The organism is Pseudomonas sp. NFIX10, assembly GCF_900111955.1.
GTDB lineage: Bacteria > Pseudomonadota > Gammaproteobacteria > Pseudomonadales > Pseudomonadaceae > Aquipseudomonas > Aquipseudomonas fluorescens_AA.
Map to the genome: position 1 here is coordinate 1 of NZ_FOKH01000005.1, position 16,806 is coordinate 16,806.

At 59.4% G+C, this 16,806-nt stretch carries 11 protein-coding genes and 1 tRNA gene; 2 read left to right on the forward strand and 10 right to left on the reverse strand.

The window, feature by feature from the left end; genetic code table 11:
* On the forward strand, positions 1-292 hold a 292-nt coding region (locus tag BM321_RS05990), incomplete at its 5' end, for a transposase (protein ID WP_139230455.1).
* Positions 293-425: 133 nt separating this feature from the next.
* On the opposite strand, the gene BM321_RS05995 is transcribed toward BM321_RS05990, so the two are convergent.
* From BM321_RS05995 to BM321_RS06035, 10 genes are all read right to left on the reverse strand, one after another.
* Complete coding sequence (locus BM321_RS05995; protein WP_092169904.1) at positions 426-1,022, reverse strand: imm11 family protein; 597 nt, start codon at positions 1,020-1,022, stop codon at positions 426-428.
* A gap of 49 nt (positions 1,023-1,071) precedes the next feature.
* Positions 1,072-1,941 (reverse strand): hypothetical protein, encoded by an 870-nt coding sequence (locus BM321_RS06000; protein WP_092441888.1) that lies wholly within the window; start codon positions 1,939-1,941, stop codon positions 1,072-1,074.
* Positions 1,942-1,994: 53 nt separating this feature from the next.
* The gene (locus tag BM321_RS06005) at positions 1,995-2,609 is read right to left on the reverse strand and encodes a GAD-like domain-containing protein (protein WP_092441889.1); all 615 of its coding nucleotides are present in this window, start codon (positions 2,607-2,609) and stop codon (positions 1,995-1,997) included.
* Between the two features lie 100 nt (positions 2,610-2,709).
* Positions 2,710-3,057 carry a hypothetical protein gene (locus BM321_RS06010; RefSeq protein WP_092441890.1) on the reverse strand — a complete coding sequence of 116 codons (348 nt, stop codon included), beginning with the start codon at positions 3,055-3,057 and terminating at the stop codon, positions 2,710-2,712.
* A 32-nt stretch (positions 3,058-3,089) separates the two neighbouring features.
* A complete protein-coding gene (locus BM321_RS31205; protein ID WP_371856611.1) occupies positions 3,090-3,263 on the reverse strand; it encodes a DUF6990 domain-containing protein in 174 nt (57 codons plus the stop codon).
* Positions 3,264-3,692: 429 nt separating this feature from the next.
* Complete coding sequence (locus BM321_RS06015; protein WP_092330541.1) at positions 3,693-4,049, reverse strand: hypothetical protein; 357 nt, start codon at positions 4,047-4,049, stop codon at positions 3,693-3,695.
* Positions 4,049-13,123 carry a two-partner secretion domain-containing protein gene (locus BM321_RS06020; RefSeq protein WP_092441891.1) on the reverse strand — a complete coding sequence of 3,025 codons (9,075 nt, stop codon included), beginning with the start codon at positions 13,121-13,123 and terminating at the stop codon, positions 4,049-4,051. Before BM321_RS06020 ends, BM321_RS06015 begins: the two co-directional genes overlap by 1 nt.
* Before the next feature lie 45 nt (positions 13,124-13,168).
* Entirely contained in the window at positions 13,169-13,687 is a 519-nt protein-coding gene (locus BM321_RS06025) for a toxin-activating lysine-acyltransferase (protein WP_092441892.1), read from the reverse strand.
* Between the two features lie 9 nt (positions 13,688-13,696).
* Positions 13,697-15,358, reverse strand: coding sequence for a ShlB/FhaC/HecB family hemolysin secretion/activation protein (locus BM321_RS06030; RefSeq protein WP_092441893.1), 1,662 nt, complete (start codon positions 15,356-15,358; stop codon positions 13,697-13,699).
* A 466-nt stretch (positions 15,359-15,824) separates the two neighbouring features.
* Positions 15,825-15,901 (reverse strand) — tRNA-Arg (locus BM321_RS06035).
* A 527-nt stretch (positions 15,902-16,428) separates the two neighbouring features.
* Here BM321_RS06035 and BM321_RS06045 point away from each other — a divergent pair.
* Positions 16,429-16,755, forward strand: coding sequence for an Arc family DNA-binding protein (locus BM321_RS06045; RefSeq protein ID WP_092169876.1), 327 nt, complete (start codon positions 16,429-16,431; stop codon positions 16,753-16,755).
* The last annotated feature ends 51 nt before the right edge of the window (positions 16,756-16,806 follow it).

Genomic DNA, 16,806 nt, shown 5'->3' on the forward strand with positions numbered 1-16,806 from the left:
CGTGGCTGCCTGGCGACGCGCCTGGGATCGAGTCGTCCCATTTTTTGTTTTCCCACCGGCCATTCGAAAAGTGATCTACACGACCAATGCAATCGAAAGCATCAACGCTCAACTGCGCAAGATCATTAAAACGAGAGGACACTTCCCAACCGATGACGCTGCAATCAAATTAATCTGGCTGGGCTTGCGCAATATCACGGCGAACTGGGGCAGTGCGGCCCACGACTGGAAAAGTGCCATGAATCAATTCGCGATCCTGTACGGGGACCGGTTCATCAGGCCGACGTGGTAAATGAAGGTCTGCCTAACGGCAGGCCGTTACCGGCCCGCACACAAAAAACCTGACACTCCCGACTGCTGCGCAACCGAGCGGGAGCAAGCTCCCTCGCCACAAAGGACGATGTCAGGCTTCATCCCTCAAACAATCAGCAAATAACTTCACCCTCACCATTCACCCCCTCCAATAGCATCCCTCTGAGACCCGCACGCTCCAGCCGAAGCTTCACGTCCTCGCTAACGATCAATGCCCCCAAGTGTTTCTTGATACGAAAAATATGTTTTCCCTGGACCTTGGCAGGATCAATGACGAGATTCAGAAAAACGCTGTATTCGCCAGCTCGATCAGGTCGTACGGGATCATGGACCTCATATTTTTTGAAAGCGGAGCGTGATTCGTCTACACAATCCAATTGGGTCTCGACAATCATCACATAGTAACGATCATGAGCTTGCTCGCCTGCAACCGACACAGGCTCGAGCACGACATTCATATACGGTTCATCAACGTCGGGAACGCCCAACAATGCATCCCTGGCTTTTTCACTCAAGACCGGCACAGAGGCATAGCCAGCCAAGGAAAAATCCAGACTCACACCTTCCTCACGAACCTCAAGGGCGTAAGTACATGGCTCCATGTACTCAGAAGGGGGGTCGATGAAGAGCCAGTTGTTGCAGTGCTTTATATCTCCCAAATACCAGCGCTCAGGAAACTGCACATCTTCCCGCAACAAGTAATACTTCATTTCAGCTCACCGCATGTCGTTGCTTAACTGAAAAGGGTCGCGCCTACGTTTAAAGCCCGAAGAAACGCTCGTAGGCCGTTTCCACCCGGACAGCAAGCTGATCAGAAATGATGACCAGGTGTTCTAGCGCAGCCGTCTCTGCGGACAATAAAGGGCTCGACACCGCTGGAACAGTTAAACCTAGCTGCTGTCGGACCTGGAAAATCGCGTGGATCTCCACAGGCAACAAATCGAAAGGCGCATATTTGAATTCAGGGTCCCACGCCCCACCGCGGTCTTCCGCATGGGTGAGGTGATATTGACATAGCTCTTCCAGAGCATGAGCCAGCCCTTGTTCATCTGTCCATTTGTCTATCACGTTTTGATAAATCCCCAGATCCATCGACTTGATTTCTGAAAGCGTCTCTCCTTGCGAATAGACTGAATAAAGCCAGAGCATGAAAGGCTCGAATCGACGCTGTTCAAGATAGCTGGAATCCACGGAGCCATTGATAGTCAGCATTCCGGCCAGCACATCGGCTACGGACGCGGCCAGATCTCGACGATCAGCCACTATCAATCCGGCCAGCAAGCATCCAGCAATGCTCAATTGGTTAGTCAAATTGGGGACGGTTTTGACGCCTTGAAGAAAACTCGTTTTTGAGAAAGTCTTGGCGTTGAGCATCAGCGCCCAATAACGGTACATCATCGAGCGCGAAACGTCTTCCCAGCCAGAAGCCTCTCCATCACTGACCGAGACTTCGCCCCGAATGCCGTAATATGTCGCCAGCATCCCCAACGAGTCAGCAACATTGTTCAATCCGCTTAATGAGTCGCTGGCAAGATCCTCATCAATATAGCCAAACTCTTGAGCCATCAGGCCTTCCGACTGGGAAAGCCAACGACGGTGCTGATCAAGCCGGACGTTGATTTCATCCATTTCGATACACTCCTTTTACACCAGCAGGACGTCCTTCCGCTCACCGTGCTCACTCAGGACCGCATCTGTCGAAGGATCGTTAAGTGAACCTCTAAATTGCACTTAACCAACTGATCCAGCGAAGCCGTCCCTCCAAAAAACAATGCAGGCTCAAAGCCATAGACCTCACGCTCGTCAAGTGCACCCAACTTCTCCAGCGCCCGCTCAAATAGAAACTCACCTTGATGATCCTCCAGATCATAACGTTCCTTATCAGACATAGCGAAAAATGTCTGAAGGGCTAGATCCGGATCTTTATTAGGCGTTTTCAGCTTATTCATCAATGCGACGATAGACCCCGTCGGACATGAAACTACAATTTTCTGATTGTATTTCTCCCCCCAAGCATAAAGAGCCCCAAACGCGCTCCTTGCAATAACGTGGTAATTATCTATCTGTGGAAATTCAGTACCCGCGAGCCACATATCGAGCAGATGTTTATACTCATCCGGGTTCACTGTCCAGAAAAGGCCATTGGCATATCCACACCAACCCTCCTCCTGCCAATAGTCGAGCAGCGCGTCAGGGAGCACTTTACGGTACTTCTCAATCTGGGAGTCAGACACCTGTCGATGAGATGTGGCCTCCCCCATCACGCTGATGAAATACTGGAAATCTTCATCCCTCACCTTGCCGACGCTCCTTTGAGTAGCTCTGAAAAGAAAGGGACAGATAGAGCAATCAAATAAATCCGTCCCCTTTTCCCCTCTCTACAGAGCCACCCCCGACTTAGGTATTTTGGAGTATCCACCACCGACAGCTAATTTCTGGCTCAAGTATTATTTTAGCTTCAGACACTGTATCACCGACATCAAACAAAACATGCACCCCCGCCTCAGAGCCGTCCCTCACCAACTTAATCGATCTTACATTTTCTGAAGAAACATTTACCAGTTCATGATCAGAAATACGTAACACGATCTGAAAAGACCTCATGACAGCACTGAAAGAAATATCAACTTCGAGCTGGTCAGACTCTGACTTCTTCATGTATCGGCACAATGCCAAGTCTGGATCCACCTCAACTGGCTCTATACCAAACTCCTCCAAAAAATCATACTCGCTTGGAAACTCCATATAACATCCTCCAGAGAGAAAAGGGGACAGATTTATTTAAGAACAGCGCAATTAAATAAATCTGCCCCCTTTTCCGCTCGAAGTTGAACCTCTCCGACATCAATGACACAAAAATAGTCACCTACTTCATCCTTGCTACAGACCCAGCCCTGTTCACTCAAGATTGAAACAATATCTTTTCTTCCATTACTTCGCCCCAGGAAAATTCATAATCTCTATAGGAATGCCGTTAGGGTAACCTTGATCCTTTAACGGAACCCCCGGCGTCAGGCCAAAGCTTTCAGCCACTTTCCCCCTAGGAATTGAGAAAAGGGGCCAGATTTATTTAAGACCAGGACAACCAAATAAATCTGTCACCTTTTCCCATTAACTCTTGGCAAGAGATACAGAGACTTTTCCATATCTCCAGAGGCAAGAACACGCTCAGTTCTATCAACCAACTCTTACGAGGACGGGAAATAACTAAATATACGTCGAACCTCCTCGGAGCCACTGTGCGCTTTCAACAATCCCAAAAAGTGAGACTTATCAAAAACCGCCCTGTCTTCACAGAAGGCACACCAGCTCGACAACAAAGAACTCATGTTTATTTCTCGCCAGTTTTTGGTGTAGGCGGCAATAAATCCTCGCAACCGTTACTCTTCATCCCAGAATTCCCCTGGTGGTGCATATTCACCGCCCCTCAAGATAGCGCACCAACCAAAACTCCTATAAAACATCTCAAGATCAATTATTTCATAAACCCCACCCCCAATATCCTTCAGAGTAATCAGACCAGAAGCATGATGCGTATACTGACCACCCGCCCCTGCAACAGCTCTTAACTCCAATTCTTTCCGATCCCATCCCAACACCACTCCAGACGATTCAGGAATAGTTTCCGCAAAAAAAACCTCAAACTCGCTGGCTATCTTGCATACACAGGGAATCCGCTTCTGCCGAAGCAACTCATCCGTAACCAAATTATTGGGAAATTCAATTTTCAACTTCATTACAAAGCACTCCGAGGCACAACAACCTCACCTGAAAAATTTTTCTCAAAGGTACTGACAGGGCTAAAATACTGAGTGCCATGCGGATCACGGATGGCAACAACAGGGATATTATTTCTTGTTGTAATTCCATCCACGACAACGAAATGCGAGAAATCAGAGCCTCCGGACTTGTCAAAAATACGGACAACCACTGGAGTCCCTTTTGAAGTGTATCTAGCCAAGTCAGCAACATTCCTGCTCCCAAAGGCACTTGCAGGCACACCTTCAGAATTCATCAGAATAGCAACATCTCGAGCGAAAATCCCTTTTTCAGAAGGAGGAAGCTTCTGGATAAGAGTACCTATATCAACGTTTTTTCCCAACGTATCCAAGACCATACCGCAAGAATTGTGACCGCAAGTAGGTACAGACCCCTGATTCACTGTTAGACGGTCACCGTTTCTCGGTATTGCATCATCAAGCAACGGGTTTTTGGCTCCCGCGCCAGCGATCTCACCAGCTTTCGTAAGCCTGGCCATATCAGCCATCTTTTCAAGCCCTTCCGCCCCCACCTTGATTCCGGCTTTCGCCAGCGCCACGCCACCTTTCGCCGCTCCGCCAACCCCCGTGGCAATACTGCCAACCTGCCAAACGAGTTCGCCAATATCCTGGCCCAGTTGCACGGCCCGGTCGTCGCCGCCGTTTTCCAGAGCGTCTTTCACGCGGTCGAGTTTGGCGTTGAGTTCGTTGACCACGCCATCGCCGAACTGCTTGCGGGCCTCGGGGTCGTTGATCAGGGCTTTGAGGCCGTTGATTCCGTCAACCGGATGGAGGAAGAATTGCGCCAACCCCTCGACGTCGCTCCAGCCCGCCTGCACCAGGCCTTTGCCCACGCCGAAGCGGGTCAGTACGTCTTGCTTCTGGTTGATGTACCCCCATTTGGCGATCACTTGCGCCTTCGCCAGCAGCCCATCGGCCTCGCTGTATTCCTTCTCGGCCTGGACCAATTGCTGGGTCGCCAGCCAGTTGTTGTCCACGGCGGCGCCGGCCGCGCTGGTGGCGGTGGCCGGGTCCAGCGAGGAGCTGGTAGCGGCCAGCCCAGTGACGATGCTGACAATCAGGTTGCGCTTGGCTTCGCGCTGGGCTTCGCTTTCATCGGGGCTGGCTTCGGAGAACAGGCCGGTGAGCAGGCTCGATGCCGCCGCGCCCGCGGCGCCGCTGCCACAGCTCTGGCTGCTGGCCGCGGCCCCCGCGCAGGCGACGATGCCGTGCAGGGCGGCGTGCAGCGGCGAGCCTTCGGTGAGCTTGCCGTCCGCCACCAGGTCGCCGATGTAGCCGGCGCCCTGCTGTTGCACGTAATTGACCACCAGCCCTTGGACGAACGCACTGTTGCCGCCACTGATATTGCCGCTGGCCGCGCCTACCAGGGCGGTGGTGATCTGCCGGTAGGTACCGCCCGCGCCCCACTTGTCGGCGATGCCGCTGGCTTCGGCATTGAGGCGCTGAGCGTTGCCGAGCAGCGCCAGGCGTTCGGTGTCGGTGAGTTGGGCGTTGGGGTCCAGGGCCGCTGCCTGAGCCGCCTCGGCCTGTTTGCGCTTGAGGTCGACTTCCTTGGCCTTGTTGGCGAGCAAGGTGCTGGCCTCGTTGGCGAACGCTCCGACAATCTCGAAACCGGCACGGATTTCGTCTTCGTCGAAGATCGGCTTGAGCGTGTTGGTGGTGTCGCGGTCGCTGGAGACATCGCGGTTGAGGCTGGCGACGGTTTGCTCGCCATTCTTGCCGGTGCGCTTCTGTTGCTCGGCGTCGTTGCTGATGACGATGGTGCCGCCACTGATGCCACTGCGGGTGACGCTGCTGGCGTCGTCGCTGGCACTGATGGCAATCGGCATGGTGGCGCTGAGATCGTTATCGTTCTTCGGCAAGTCGGTGCCAGGGGTTTGCGTGCCGCCGCTGGTGGCGTTGCCCTGCTGGTCCTTGCCGACTTCGCGATAGCCGCCCCCGACGCTGACGGTGCTGGCGTCGTACTCGGCCTTGTTCTTGATGTCGCGGCTGGTGAGGCTGGCGGTGACCAGGCGGTTCTTGCCGTCCTGCACCGCCTTGTCGCTGCTGGCGATGATGCCGCCAACCAAGTCAGTGTTGCCACCCACGCGAATGTCGAAGCCGTCGTCCCCGGCCTTGATGCCCGATTGCTCGGTCACGCTGGCGTAGTTGGAGTCGATATCCGTGGCACCGAAGCTGCCACTGGCACCGCTGACCGAACTCATGCCGTAGCAGAACGGCGGAATGCACAGGCTGATGCCAAAGCCCAGGCTCTTCTCATCGACCACGTAGGTGTTGGTGTCTTGCAGGCTTTCGATGTTCAGGTCGCCGCCGATGTCGGCCAGGACCTGTTTGCCGCTGGCCACCGCGCCCTTGAGGTTGGTGTCGCCGCCGGAGGCCAGCAGCAACTGGTTGCCCGCCTGGACATGGCTATTGGTGTGGGTGAGTCCATCGCCATCCGCCTGGCCGCGACTGCCGGATGCTCCCAGGTCCAGGGTGAAACCGTTGCGGGTACCACCCAGGGAAAAGCCGATACCGATGCTCGCGCTGGTGCCTTTGCTGTCGGTTTCCTGCTTGTCGGTATTGCGGGCGGCGAGCAGGTTGATGTCACCGTCCGCCAGCAGGCTGGCGTTGCGTCCGGCCTTGATATCGCTGCCTTGCACGGTGATGTTGCTGGCGGCCCCGGCGCCCGTGGCGCGCAGGCGGATGTCGTTGCCGGCGGTCATGGTCGAGCCGGCCGCGCTGTCGCTGGTGTAGGTGGTGGTGCTTTGGTTTTTCTTGGTGCCCAGCGACAGGCTGATGTTGATCCCGCCCGCCGAACCCGGGTCCATCGCCACGGCGGTCGCCGCGTTGTTGGCGGCCAGCACGGCGGTGGCGGCGGCCAGGGCCTTCATGCGCCCGTCGTCGGTTTTCTCCGAGGCCTGTTTCATTTGCTGGGACGTCTGGATCGCGCTGATCACCGGGTTGGTCACGGTGAGGGTGAACCCGGTCTGCTTGAACAGGGTTTCACGCTCGCGCTCGCGGGTATTGCGCGCCTCGACGACGTCGATGGTCTGCGCCGTGACGTCGATGTTGCCTTGGGGCGCCGACACCTGGCTGCCCACCTGGCGATAGCCCTTCCCGGCTTCGATCAACACATCGCCGGCGGTCGAGCCGACGGTGCTGGCCGCAGCCGTGTGCTCGGTGGTGAGGTCCTTGACACTCTGTTGCTGGGTCCCCAGGGTGACGGCGATGCCACCGCCGCTGAACAGGCCGCTTTTCTTCACGGACTTGTCGTGGCGCTCGCTGCTGCTGGCGGTGTCGGCTTCGATGTTGACGTTGTTGTCCGCCACCAGAACCGTCTGGGTCGTGGACACCACGTTGCTGCCCTTGAGGTTGATGTCGCGACCGGCCTGCACATAGGTCTGTTCGCCACTCAGGGTGGAGCCTTCGACCGAGGTCTGGCTGATCGTGTCACGGGTGGTGGTGGTCTTGCTGGAGAACATCCCGTTGCTGCCTTTGACCTTGTGCGCTTCATCGGCGAACTGGTAGTTCTGGCCGGCGGTCAGGTTGACGTCGCGCTTGGCCTCGGCGAATACCGCGCCTTGCTCGCTGGTGACACGGGCGGCGCGGGCGTTGAGGTCCTGGCCCGCGCTCAAGCGTACGTCGCCCTGCCCTTGGACCAGGGAGCCGACTTCGGTCCGGCTGGCGTCCTTGCGCCAGTTGCTGCCGTTCCAGGTCAGCCCTTGCTCGTGCGCTTCGCCGACGGTGGCCAGGTTGATGTTCTTGCCCGCCTCCAGCAACGTGCTGCCGCCCTTGCCGGCATTGACCACCTGGGCCCCGGTGAGGTTGAGGTCGTTGCCGGCGCTCACGCCCATCGTGCCCTGGGCACCGCTGACGAACAGCCCGGCGACCCGCGACAGGTTGGTGCGGGGGCCTTGGGCACTGCTGCTGTCCCGGCTGCTGGAGATGACGTTGATGTCCTGCCCGGCCTTGACCGACAGGCTGTCCACGGCACCGATCAGGCCGCCGAGGTTGTTGAGGTTTTCCCGCGCGGTGAGCGACGCCTTGTCGGCCTGGATACGCCCACCAAGGTTCTCGATGTTCTGCGCGGTGATCGCCATGACGCTGCGCCCGGCGAGGCTGCCACTGTTGATCAGGTCGCCGGCGATGTTCAGGTTCAACTGCTGCCCGGCAATCAGGGCGCCGGAGCCGTTGAGGTCGCCCTCCTGGACCCGTACGTACACTTGCGGCACCAGCACGTTGCGGGTGTCACCGTTGGCCAGGGTCACCTGTTTCTGCACCAGCCAGACAATGTCGCTGGTCAACTGGGCCATCTGCGCGGAGGTCAGGGCCACGCCGGGCACCAGTTGCCACTGGCTGGCGACGGTCACGGCGTTGTCGATCAGGGCACGGTATTGCGCTTCGTCATTGGCGTAGCCGTCGATGAAACGCCGGCCGGTGAGTTGCGCCACTTGCTCGCGAATCAGCTTCTGCTCATAGAAACCGTCGCCCAGACGTTGTTGCGTCAGTGCCGGGTCGACTTGCAGGCGCTGCAGCATGTAGTCCGACGACAGCCAGGTGCGATAGCTGGCAAAACGCGGATCGGTTTCGATCAGGTAACTGCTGGTGCTCTGGGGGTTGGTGCTGAACAGGCTGTTATTCGGCAATGCCAGGGATGGCCCGCCGCTGCGTATCTGCTCGGCCACGCCCTTGCCGTTCAGGGTGGTCTGGGCCGCGACCTGAACGATGGGCGCCACTTGATAGGTCCTGTCGACCGGGGCGCTGACCGTGCCTGTGGCGGCGATCTGCTCGCTGACGGCCTGTGTGGCGCGGGCGCTGATCTGGGTGCCGGTCCCGTTGCCAGCGGTGTTCTGGGCGAACACGGTCGGTTGCAGGGTGATGTCCTGGATCAAGGGCGCAGGCGTGTAGGCCGTGACAGCTGTTCCTTGGCGGTCCCGGCCCTTGCGCTGGATGCGATAGAAATTCGTAGCGGTGCCACTGTCGGTGGTGGTGCGCTGGCCGGTCAATTCGGTGTTGGTCAGGCTGGCAATGTTGGCCTGCAACAACCCGCCGGCAATGATGCGGCTCTTGTCGTTGAGCACATCGCCTGCGTTGATCTGCATCGTCCCGCCAGAGAGGATCTGCGCCGGCGCCGAGGTGGCGATCTGGGTTTCCTGGACCACGCGGGTGTAGTCATAGCGGTTCCAGTTGTCTTTGCTCCCCTCAGGCGTGTAGAGGTACAGGACCTCATCGTTGCGCAGGGAAATCTGGTCGCCCTGGTAGCGGTTCGGCGAACCGCTGAGCTGGAACTCCTGCAAGGCCGTGCGGCTGACTTCCACCTGTTGGGTGCTGAAGTGTTCGTTGGTGTTGTGCACGCTTTGCACATCGAGCGACAGGTTGCCGAGGGCCTCGATGGTCGCGCTGGCGTTGGTCAGCAGTTGGGCCCGCTCCTGGGCCTTGTCAGTGGCGCTCAGCGCACCGCCGATGGCGAGGTCTCCGGCACTGAAGATCAGCGCCCGTTCGCGGTTGTCCAGGGTGCCGGTGCCAATGTCCAGCGACTCGCGGGCGGCGATGGTCGCGGCGACACCGTTTTCATCGCGGTTGCTCAGTGCCGAGGTGGCGATCGCCAATCGATCACCGTACAGGCGCCCGGTGCCCAGGTTATTCAGCGCCAGCGCTTGCACACGCACTTGCTGGCCGTCGATCAGGCCACGGTTGGTCAGGCTGTCGTTGACGTTCAGGCGAACCTGGCCGGCGCTGATCTCGCCGTTGGCGGCGTTGTCCAGCGTCTGCGAGTGCACCAGCAGGAGATTGCCCGCCAGCAGTTTTCCGCTGTTGTTGAAAGCCCCATCGGTGCTCAGGTCAACCTTGTTATTGGCCTGGATCTGTCCACTCAGGTCCAGGCCACTTTGCAGGCTGAACGTCAGGTCGCCCAGGCTCAGCGCCCGACCGGTGCCCGCGTAATAGGCGGCGTTGAGGGACAACAGGCTGCCGGCGAGCAAGGTTCCGTCGAGGTTGTGCACCGACTGGCGACGTTGCGCCGGATCGCGGTCGGTGATGGTAAGGCCGGCCCCCGAGGAAATCAGGCCGCCCTGGTTATCCAACGCCTGGCTGACGCCGATGGACAACCCTTGGTCGGCGCGCACGGCACCGGCCTGGTTGCCGAAGGTGTTGAGCGCCAGGCTCATGGCGCGACCTTCGAGCCCCTGGTTGGCACCTTGGGTGGCGCTGTTGTCGAGCACGTCGGCAGTCACGCCCAGGGTGCCCGCGCTGCGCACCAGGCCGCCCTGGTTGTTGAGGGTCTCACCCAGCGACAACTGGACATCGCCGAGGCTCTGCAACTGACCGCCGCGGTTATCCACCCGGGCGCCTTCGACCTGAACGCTCTTCTGGCCAATGATCTGGCCGCCGCTGCCGTTGGTCAGGTTGGTGGCCTTGAGCACCAGCGCGCCCTTGGCACCGAGGAATCCGGCGCTGTTGTTGAACTGGGCGCTGTGGATTTCCACCGCGTCCTGGCCGCTGATGCCTTGGGTGGTGCCAGACTGAAGGTTGTTCAGCGCCTGGCTGCCGGTGTCGATGAACAGCTTGCCCTTGGCCTGGATCAGGCCCGCCGCGTTGCGCAACTCACCGCTACGCAGGTCGAGGGTCGCGCCGGCATTCAACGTGCCCTGGCTGTTGTCCATCAGCAGGCCGTGGCTGTTCAGGTCCAGGGCCTGACCACTGATCACCCCGCCCTGGTTATTCAAACCTTGGGCCGACAGCGTGATATCGCCCAGCGCTTCAAGGCGCCCGCCGCTGTTGTTCAGCGCATCCGCCGAGACGCTGACCAGCAACCCGGACTTCACCGAGCCCAGCACGCCGTTGGTGTTGTTCAACTGCCCGGCGATGATCTGCATGCGCTGGGTCGCGGCCAGCGTGCCACCGATGTTGTTCAAGCGATCGAACGTCGCGTCCAGCTCACCGCCGGCACTCACTGTGCCTTGGGTGTTATCCAGCGCCTCGCCGCTGACCTTTGTCGTACCGCTGGCGGCCAGCGTCCCGCCGCCGTTATTGATCTCTTTGTCGGCCGTGACGGTCAACGCACCGTTATCGGTGGCGAGGACTTTGCCGCCCTGGTTGTTCAACGTGCCGACCTTCAAGACCACCGCTGCAGGACCGCTGACTTGCCCGGCCTGATTGTCGAAGCGTTCACGGGCGGTGACCTGCAACGGTTGCGCGCCGGTCTGGAGAATGCGCCCACGCTGGTTGGACAGGGTCGTGGTGTCGAGCGTGATCTGTTGACCTTGGGTCAGGCCGTCATCGACCACCACCTCACTGGCCTTGACGCTCAACTTGCCATTGCTCGCCAGGGTGCCTTTGCTGCCGGCCAACTGGTTGGCCTGGATGTCCAGGGTGCCTTTGCCGGCGTGCTCGACCTTGCCGTTGTTGTTGTCGAGGCGATTGGCGCCAAGCTTCAGGTTGCTGGCGTTGGAGGCAATACGGCCACCGCTGTTGTCGAGCGTGGCGGCGACGGTGATCGACGTGTCGGCGGTGCCGGTCTGCACCAGTTCACCGCCGGCATTGGACACATCCCGCGCACTCAATTGCAGGTTGCCAGCGCTGACTTTGGCCGCATCGGTGCGCAGGGTCTTGGCCGCTTTGGCGGTCAGCACCTGGGCCGCATCGACTTGGCTGCCACTGAGGTTGGCATCGCCGGAACTGGCCGTCAGCGTGACGTTGCTGCCCAGGGTCTGGCTGCCACTCAGGTCCAGGTCAGCGGCCTCGACGCCGACATCGCCGCCGGCAAGGTTCTGGCCTTGCGCCTTGATCGTGGTGGCCCGTAGCGCGAGGTTGCCACTCTTGCCCAGCTTGCCGTCCGCGCCAACGCCCGCCGCCAGGCTCGACGCCTTGGTGCTGCGAATGGTCTTGGCGGTGAGTGTGGTGTGGTTCTGGCTGGCAACGGTGCCGCTGTTGTCGATATCACCGACGCTGTCGAGCTTCAGGTCGCCCTTGGCGTAGAGCGTGCCGCTGTTTTCGACGCTGGCGGCAGTGATTTGCGTCGCCGTTGCGCTGCTGATCGCCCCCTGGTTTTGCAACTTGCCGTCGGCGCTGATCACCACCTCGCCAGCCATGGCGCCGATCTGCCCGGCATTGCGCACCCCCACGCCGGACTCCGTGCCCACCAGCATGATCTTCCCGGCATACATGCCGCCGAGCTTGGCAACGTCGATGGCAACGGTGGGTTTTTCTCCCTCGGTGCCTGGCAGCGGCGTGGCCTGGGTGTTATCGGCATTGACCTGATTACGTCCGGCGGTGACCTTCAAGTCGTTGGCCCACACCCCGGCGTTGACCTGCACCGAACGGGCAATCAGGTCCGTGTAGTCGGCCTCGCGAGCATCCAGGCCTTTGCCTTCGATGTTGATCGCGCCGCCCTGCACGGTGTAGCCCGTGATGCGACCGTTCTCCAACTGCGCGCGGCCGGTGCTGAGGGTGGCCCGGTCGGCGTTGATGAAGCCGCAACCGTTGCAAGTGATACCGGAGGGGTTGGCGATGACCACTTCGGCGCGCTGGCCGGCGACTTCGACGTAACCACGCAATTGGCTGGGGTTGCTGGAATTGACTTCGTTGAGGATGACCCGCGCGCTGCCATTGCCCAACATCGGGTTGCCTTCGATCCAACCGCCCAGTTTCGTCTGGCTGTTGCCTGCGCCGTTGTTGAGGATCACCCCCCGGCTGTCGACATCGAACTGGTTGTAGGTGTTGCGCGAGACCCCGCCGGCGCTGGGCGCGCGGATATTCACCTGCGGCGTGCCGTTGGCGCTTTGTATCACCGTCGGTTGTTGGCCAGCCGGAGCGCCTGGGTCGGCGACGATGGTGCCGGCCCAGGTCGGTGCGACGCTCAGGGACACCAGGCCGATCGCGGTCATCACGGCAAAGCGCAACGCCCCCAGTGTCGCCGTGCAAGCCGCTACGCCCGTCGTCGGCCCGGAGCGGGTCCCCGGCGCCTTGACCTGGCTGGTGACGTTTTCGGCTACGACCATCAACAGCCCGCGGGCCTTGTTGAAAACGATTCGGTACAGATGCTTGTTCATAGCAATTCCATTTGCGGAGCCTGCCCGCACGACCAGTGGTTGGAGTTACGCGTCGACTGCCAGCGGGTGGGCGGCAAACCAGGCCTGGGCCTGTTCGGGGATGACCCCGATCCCTTGGAATGTCTTGACCCGCAGGCCACGCTCGTCGCCTCGGTGATAGAGGGCTCGGGCGCAGCGATCGATGAAAAGGTGACGTTGCAACAGGCGGCTCAAGATCGCCGTGTGGCCAAAGGGGGCGACCCAGTCGTTGAGCCAGAGACGTTCGCCGCTGTTCCAATCCTCCTGGCTCAGTGCCAGCGGCGACTGGTGCAAGTAACGTCGCTCTGCCGCCTCGTCGAGGTTGAGCCAGGACAGGTAGAACACCGGCTTGCCGTGTTCGGAGCCGAGCACGAACTGGCGATGCTTGAGCGCCGGCAACAGCAACGTCGGCAAGGTGTGCAACGGCGCATCGCGATGGGCCTTGGAATGCATCCACAACCAGGTGGCGGAGCCGAACACTGCGGCTTCGCTCCAGGGTTCGTCGATCAGGCCGGGAGCGATAATGTCTAGCGTCTCGAACTGCATGGGATCACCTCAGAAGGACCAGATGACGGTGAACGCGCTGGTCACGTTGGCCGTCTCGAAACCATCGGGTTTCTTCAACGACGTACCCACCGACCAGTCATAGGACAGGCCCTTGTAACCGCCGCGTATGCCCACCACGGCCCCCGCCAGGCGCTGGCCGATCAGGAACTCACTGGATTGGCCGCTGACTTCGCCATAGTCGATGCCGGTGTAGAGTTCCTGGCCAGTCTGGCCCAGGGACAGGCCGATTTCGTTGCGCAGGGTCCAGCCACGGTCGGCGGAAAGAATGTTTTCACCATCGAAGCCGCGCACGCTGTAGCGCCCGCCGATGGAGAAGCGATCCTGGGGCACCAACGGCGTACGGTTCCATTGCGCGCGCCAGCCACCGATGTAGCGCAGGCGCTGATCACCGACCTGGAACGGCACCTGCAATTGGGCATCGGCGGTGATGATCTGCGAGCGCGACGTACCGGCGTCAAAATCTTCCTCAGGTGCCCTGAGCGCGTCGTGGGCACCGGTGCCGCGACGATAGGCAACGCCCAGGTCAAGAATCGAAGCGCCAATGAACTCCCGATGGTCCAGCCCCAACTGCCAGCCGGCCATGCGGCGTTTCTGGTTGCCGATTTCAGTGTCGTCGATGAAGTTCTCCGATGAGCGCGTCCACAGGCTGCCCCAAGCGGTGGTCTTGCGAACGGCGTCGCGGTACAGCAGACGCGACAGGCGCACCTCGTTGTTACGACTCTCGCCTCGGTACTGATAGGTCTGGTTAGCGCCGGCGACAGACTGTTCGTAGTTGTATTCGCTGCTGGTGAACCCCAACTGCCAGTAGCCGAACGGCAGCGAATAATGCAGCGTGTTGCCATCGGAACCGCGGTGCCCGGACTCGCCGCCGCCCAAGTCATGATTGACGCTGGCGTAGAACAAGTCGTTGAGCGACAGCAGGTTGTCCAAGGACAGCGATACGTTGCCCTGGTATTTGCCCGTGCTCTTGCTGCCGGAATTGTCCACCGACAGGCTCACCCGGGCAGGGAACCGCTGGCTCCAGGCGATCACCACGTCGCTCTCACCGGGCCTGGCGTCGGCGGCACGGGCTGGTGCGATCTTGATGTCGGCCTCTGCGGTCGGCACGCGCTTGAAGTTCTCCAGCGCCTGTTCGATGTCGCGCAAGTTGAGCAGGTCGCCAGGACTGGCCGGCATCGCGTTCCAGGCATTGGCACGGGCGCTGGTACCCTCCTCGAAACGAATCTCGCGAATGCGCCCTGGCACCAGGGTCAACACCAGCACCCCACTGTTCAAGTCCTGGGCTTCGGCGAGTACGCGAGTGGTGACGTAGCCGGCCTCGATGATCGCATTCTGCATGCGCTTCATCGTCAGGTTGATCCCGCCGCCGCCCAGACAACGACCGATGGCGGGATCATCCTCGGGATTGGCGGCGCGCAACGCCCACTGGAATTTTTCCGACGCCTCGCCGATCAGGCGGATGTCATTGATGGCAAAGCAGGGAGTTTCCTTGGCGGGCAAGCGCCCGGCACCTTCATCCACGGGTGCCGCCTGCAGACGCACGTCGGGCCGGGACTCCAACTGATCGCGCAAAACCCGTTCGCGCTCTTGCTGGCGCAACAGTTCTTCTTCAGGTCCGGCCGCCTGCGCAGCGCTCCACGCGCCCGTCATCCACGCCGCTATCAGCAGCAGGGCAAGACGCTTGGCGTTCTGTGCGGATGAACGAGTTCCGCCAGCACAACGGTGAGGGGTGCTTGGTTTACGCGTTCGGCAGGGTGCGGCTGGCTGCATGTCACATCCTTGTGGCCTGAATCGAAGACACGGTGAGTCAGGCCCGCCGAAAGCGGCATTGGCATTGGCACTGACACAGATAAATAACGAGGTACGTAATCCACCGGAAACGAAGGAAAAGCCCTACAGCGTACCGAGACGGTCTGATGGTAGAGAGGGGAGAAAGTTTCCCGTGACCGAAATATGTTCGATACAAATGGGTAAAAATGGGCAGTTGGTCACAGCTTGGGGAAATGAGGCGCTGTGCGAGGCATGAACGACACGCTCAAGCCGAGGTTGAATCGTACGGGGATGGGATTTCAAGCAGGAAAAGTCAGCGGCAATTGCGCTAACCCACTGTTTGTAATGGTGTCCCAGGGCAGGTTCGAACTGCCAACCTTCCCCTTAGGAGGGGGATGCTCTATCCAATTGAGCTACTGAGACACAAGTCGACCACGAGAAACGTGGTGCGCGGGACGGCGTGCATGGTAACGACCTGCCCTGCGTTTGTCATGTCGTCGCTGTTTTTTAAGTGTAGGCAAATGGTACCGCCTGGAAGCCAGACAAGGCCCTGGCGGCCAATAATCGCCACCATTCATCTGTCCCAGGCTCGTTCATCCTAGTAAATCGGCCATTTGCCACTATCCTGTACAAGACAGGGACGGCAAGCGTTTTAGTCCATTTCCGTTATCCGCCAGACGGTATGGCACAACGACACAATTCGACGGTCACAAAATGCGAACCTGTTGTTTTTTCCAACCAGTCCGCATTTTTTGATGAAAGGTGCTGGCATAACGCCTTTACCCGGATCAGAATTTGTCACAGAATTGGCGCCAATGATCTGGCAATTTTGAGGCATGATGCGGGCCTCTTAACAATTCAGGTTGAACATTTGGCAGCAGAGCTTGTCCTATCGACATCCTGCGGCCAATCCCGAGAACCGCTCCCCTGAACTAACCGGTTAAATAAATATGCGCCCAATGACAAAGGCAATTTATTCCAGCCGTACGGCTGACAAGTTCGTCGTGCGTCTGCCAGACGGAATGCGGGAACGCATTGCCGAGGTGGCTCGTAATCATCACCGCAGCATGAACTCTGAAATCATTGCGCGCCTGGAGCAAAGCCTGATTCAGGAAGGTGCACTGGGTGAAGAGCTGAGCATGCGCCTGGACAGTCCGGAGCTGTCTTTGCATGAGCGCGAGCTGCTTCAACGCTTCCGACAACTCTCCCACCGCCAGCAGAACGCCCTCGTTTCGCTGATTGCCCATGACGTAGAGATGGCCGCAGACGCGACCTGATCACAGCCAAAACACTCAAGCCAGCCTCGTGCTGGCTTTTTTGTGCCTGGC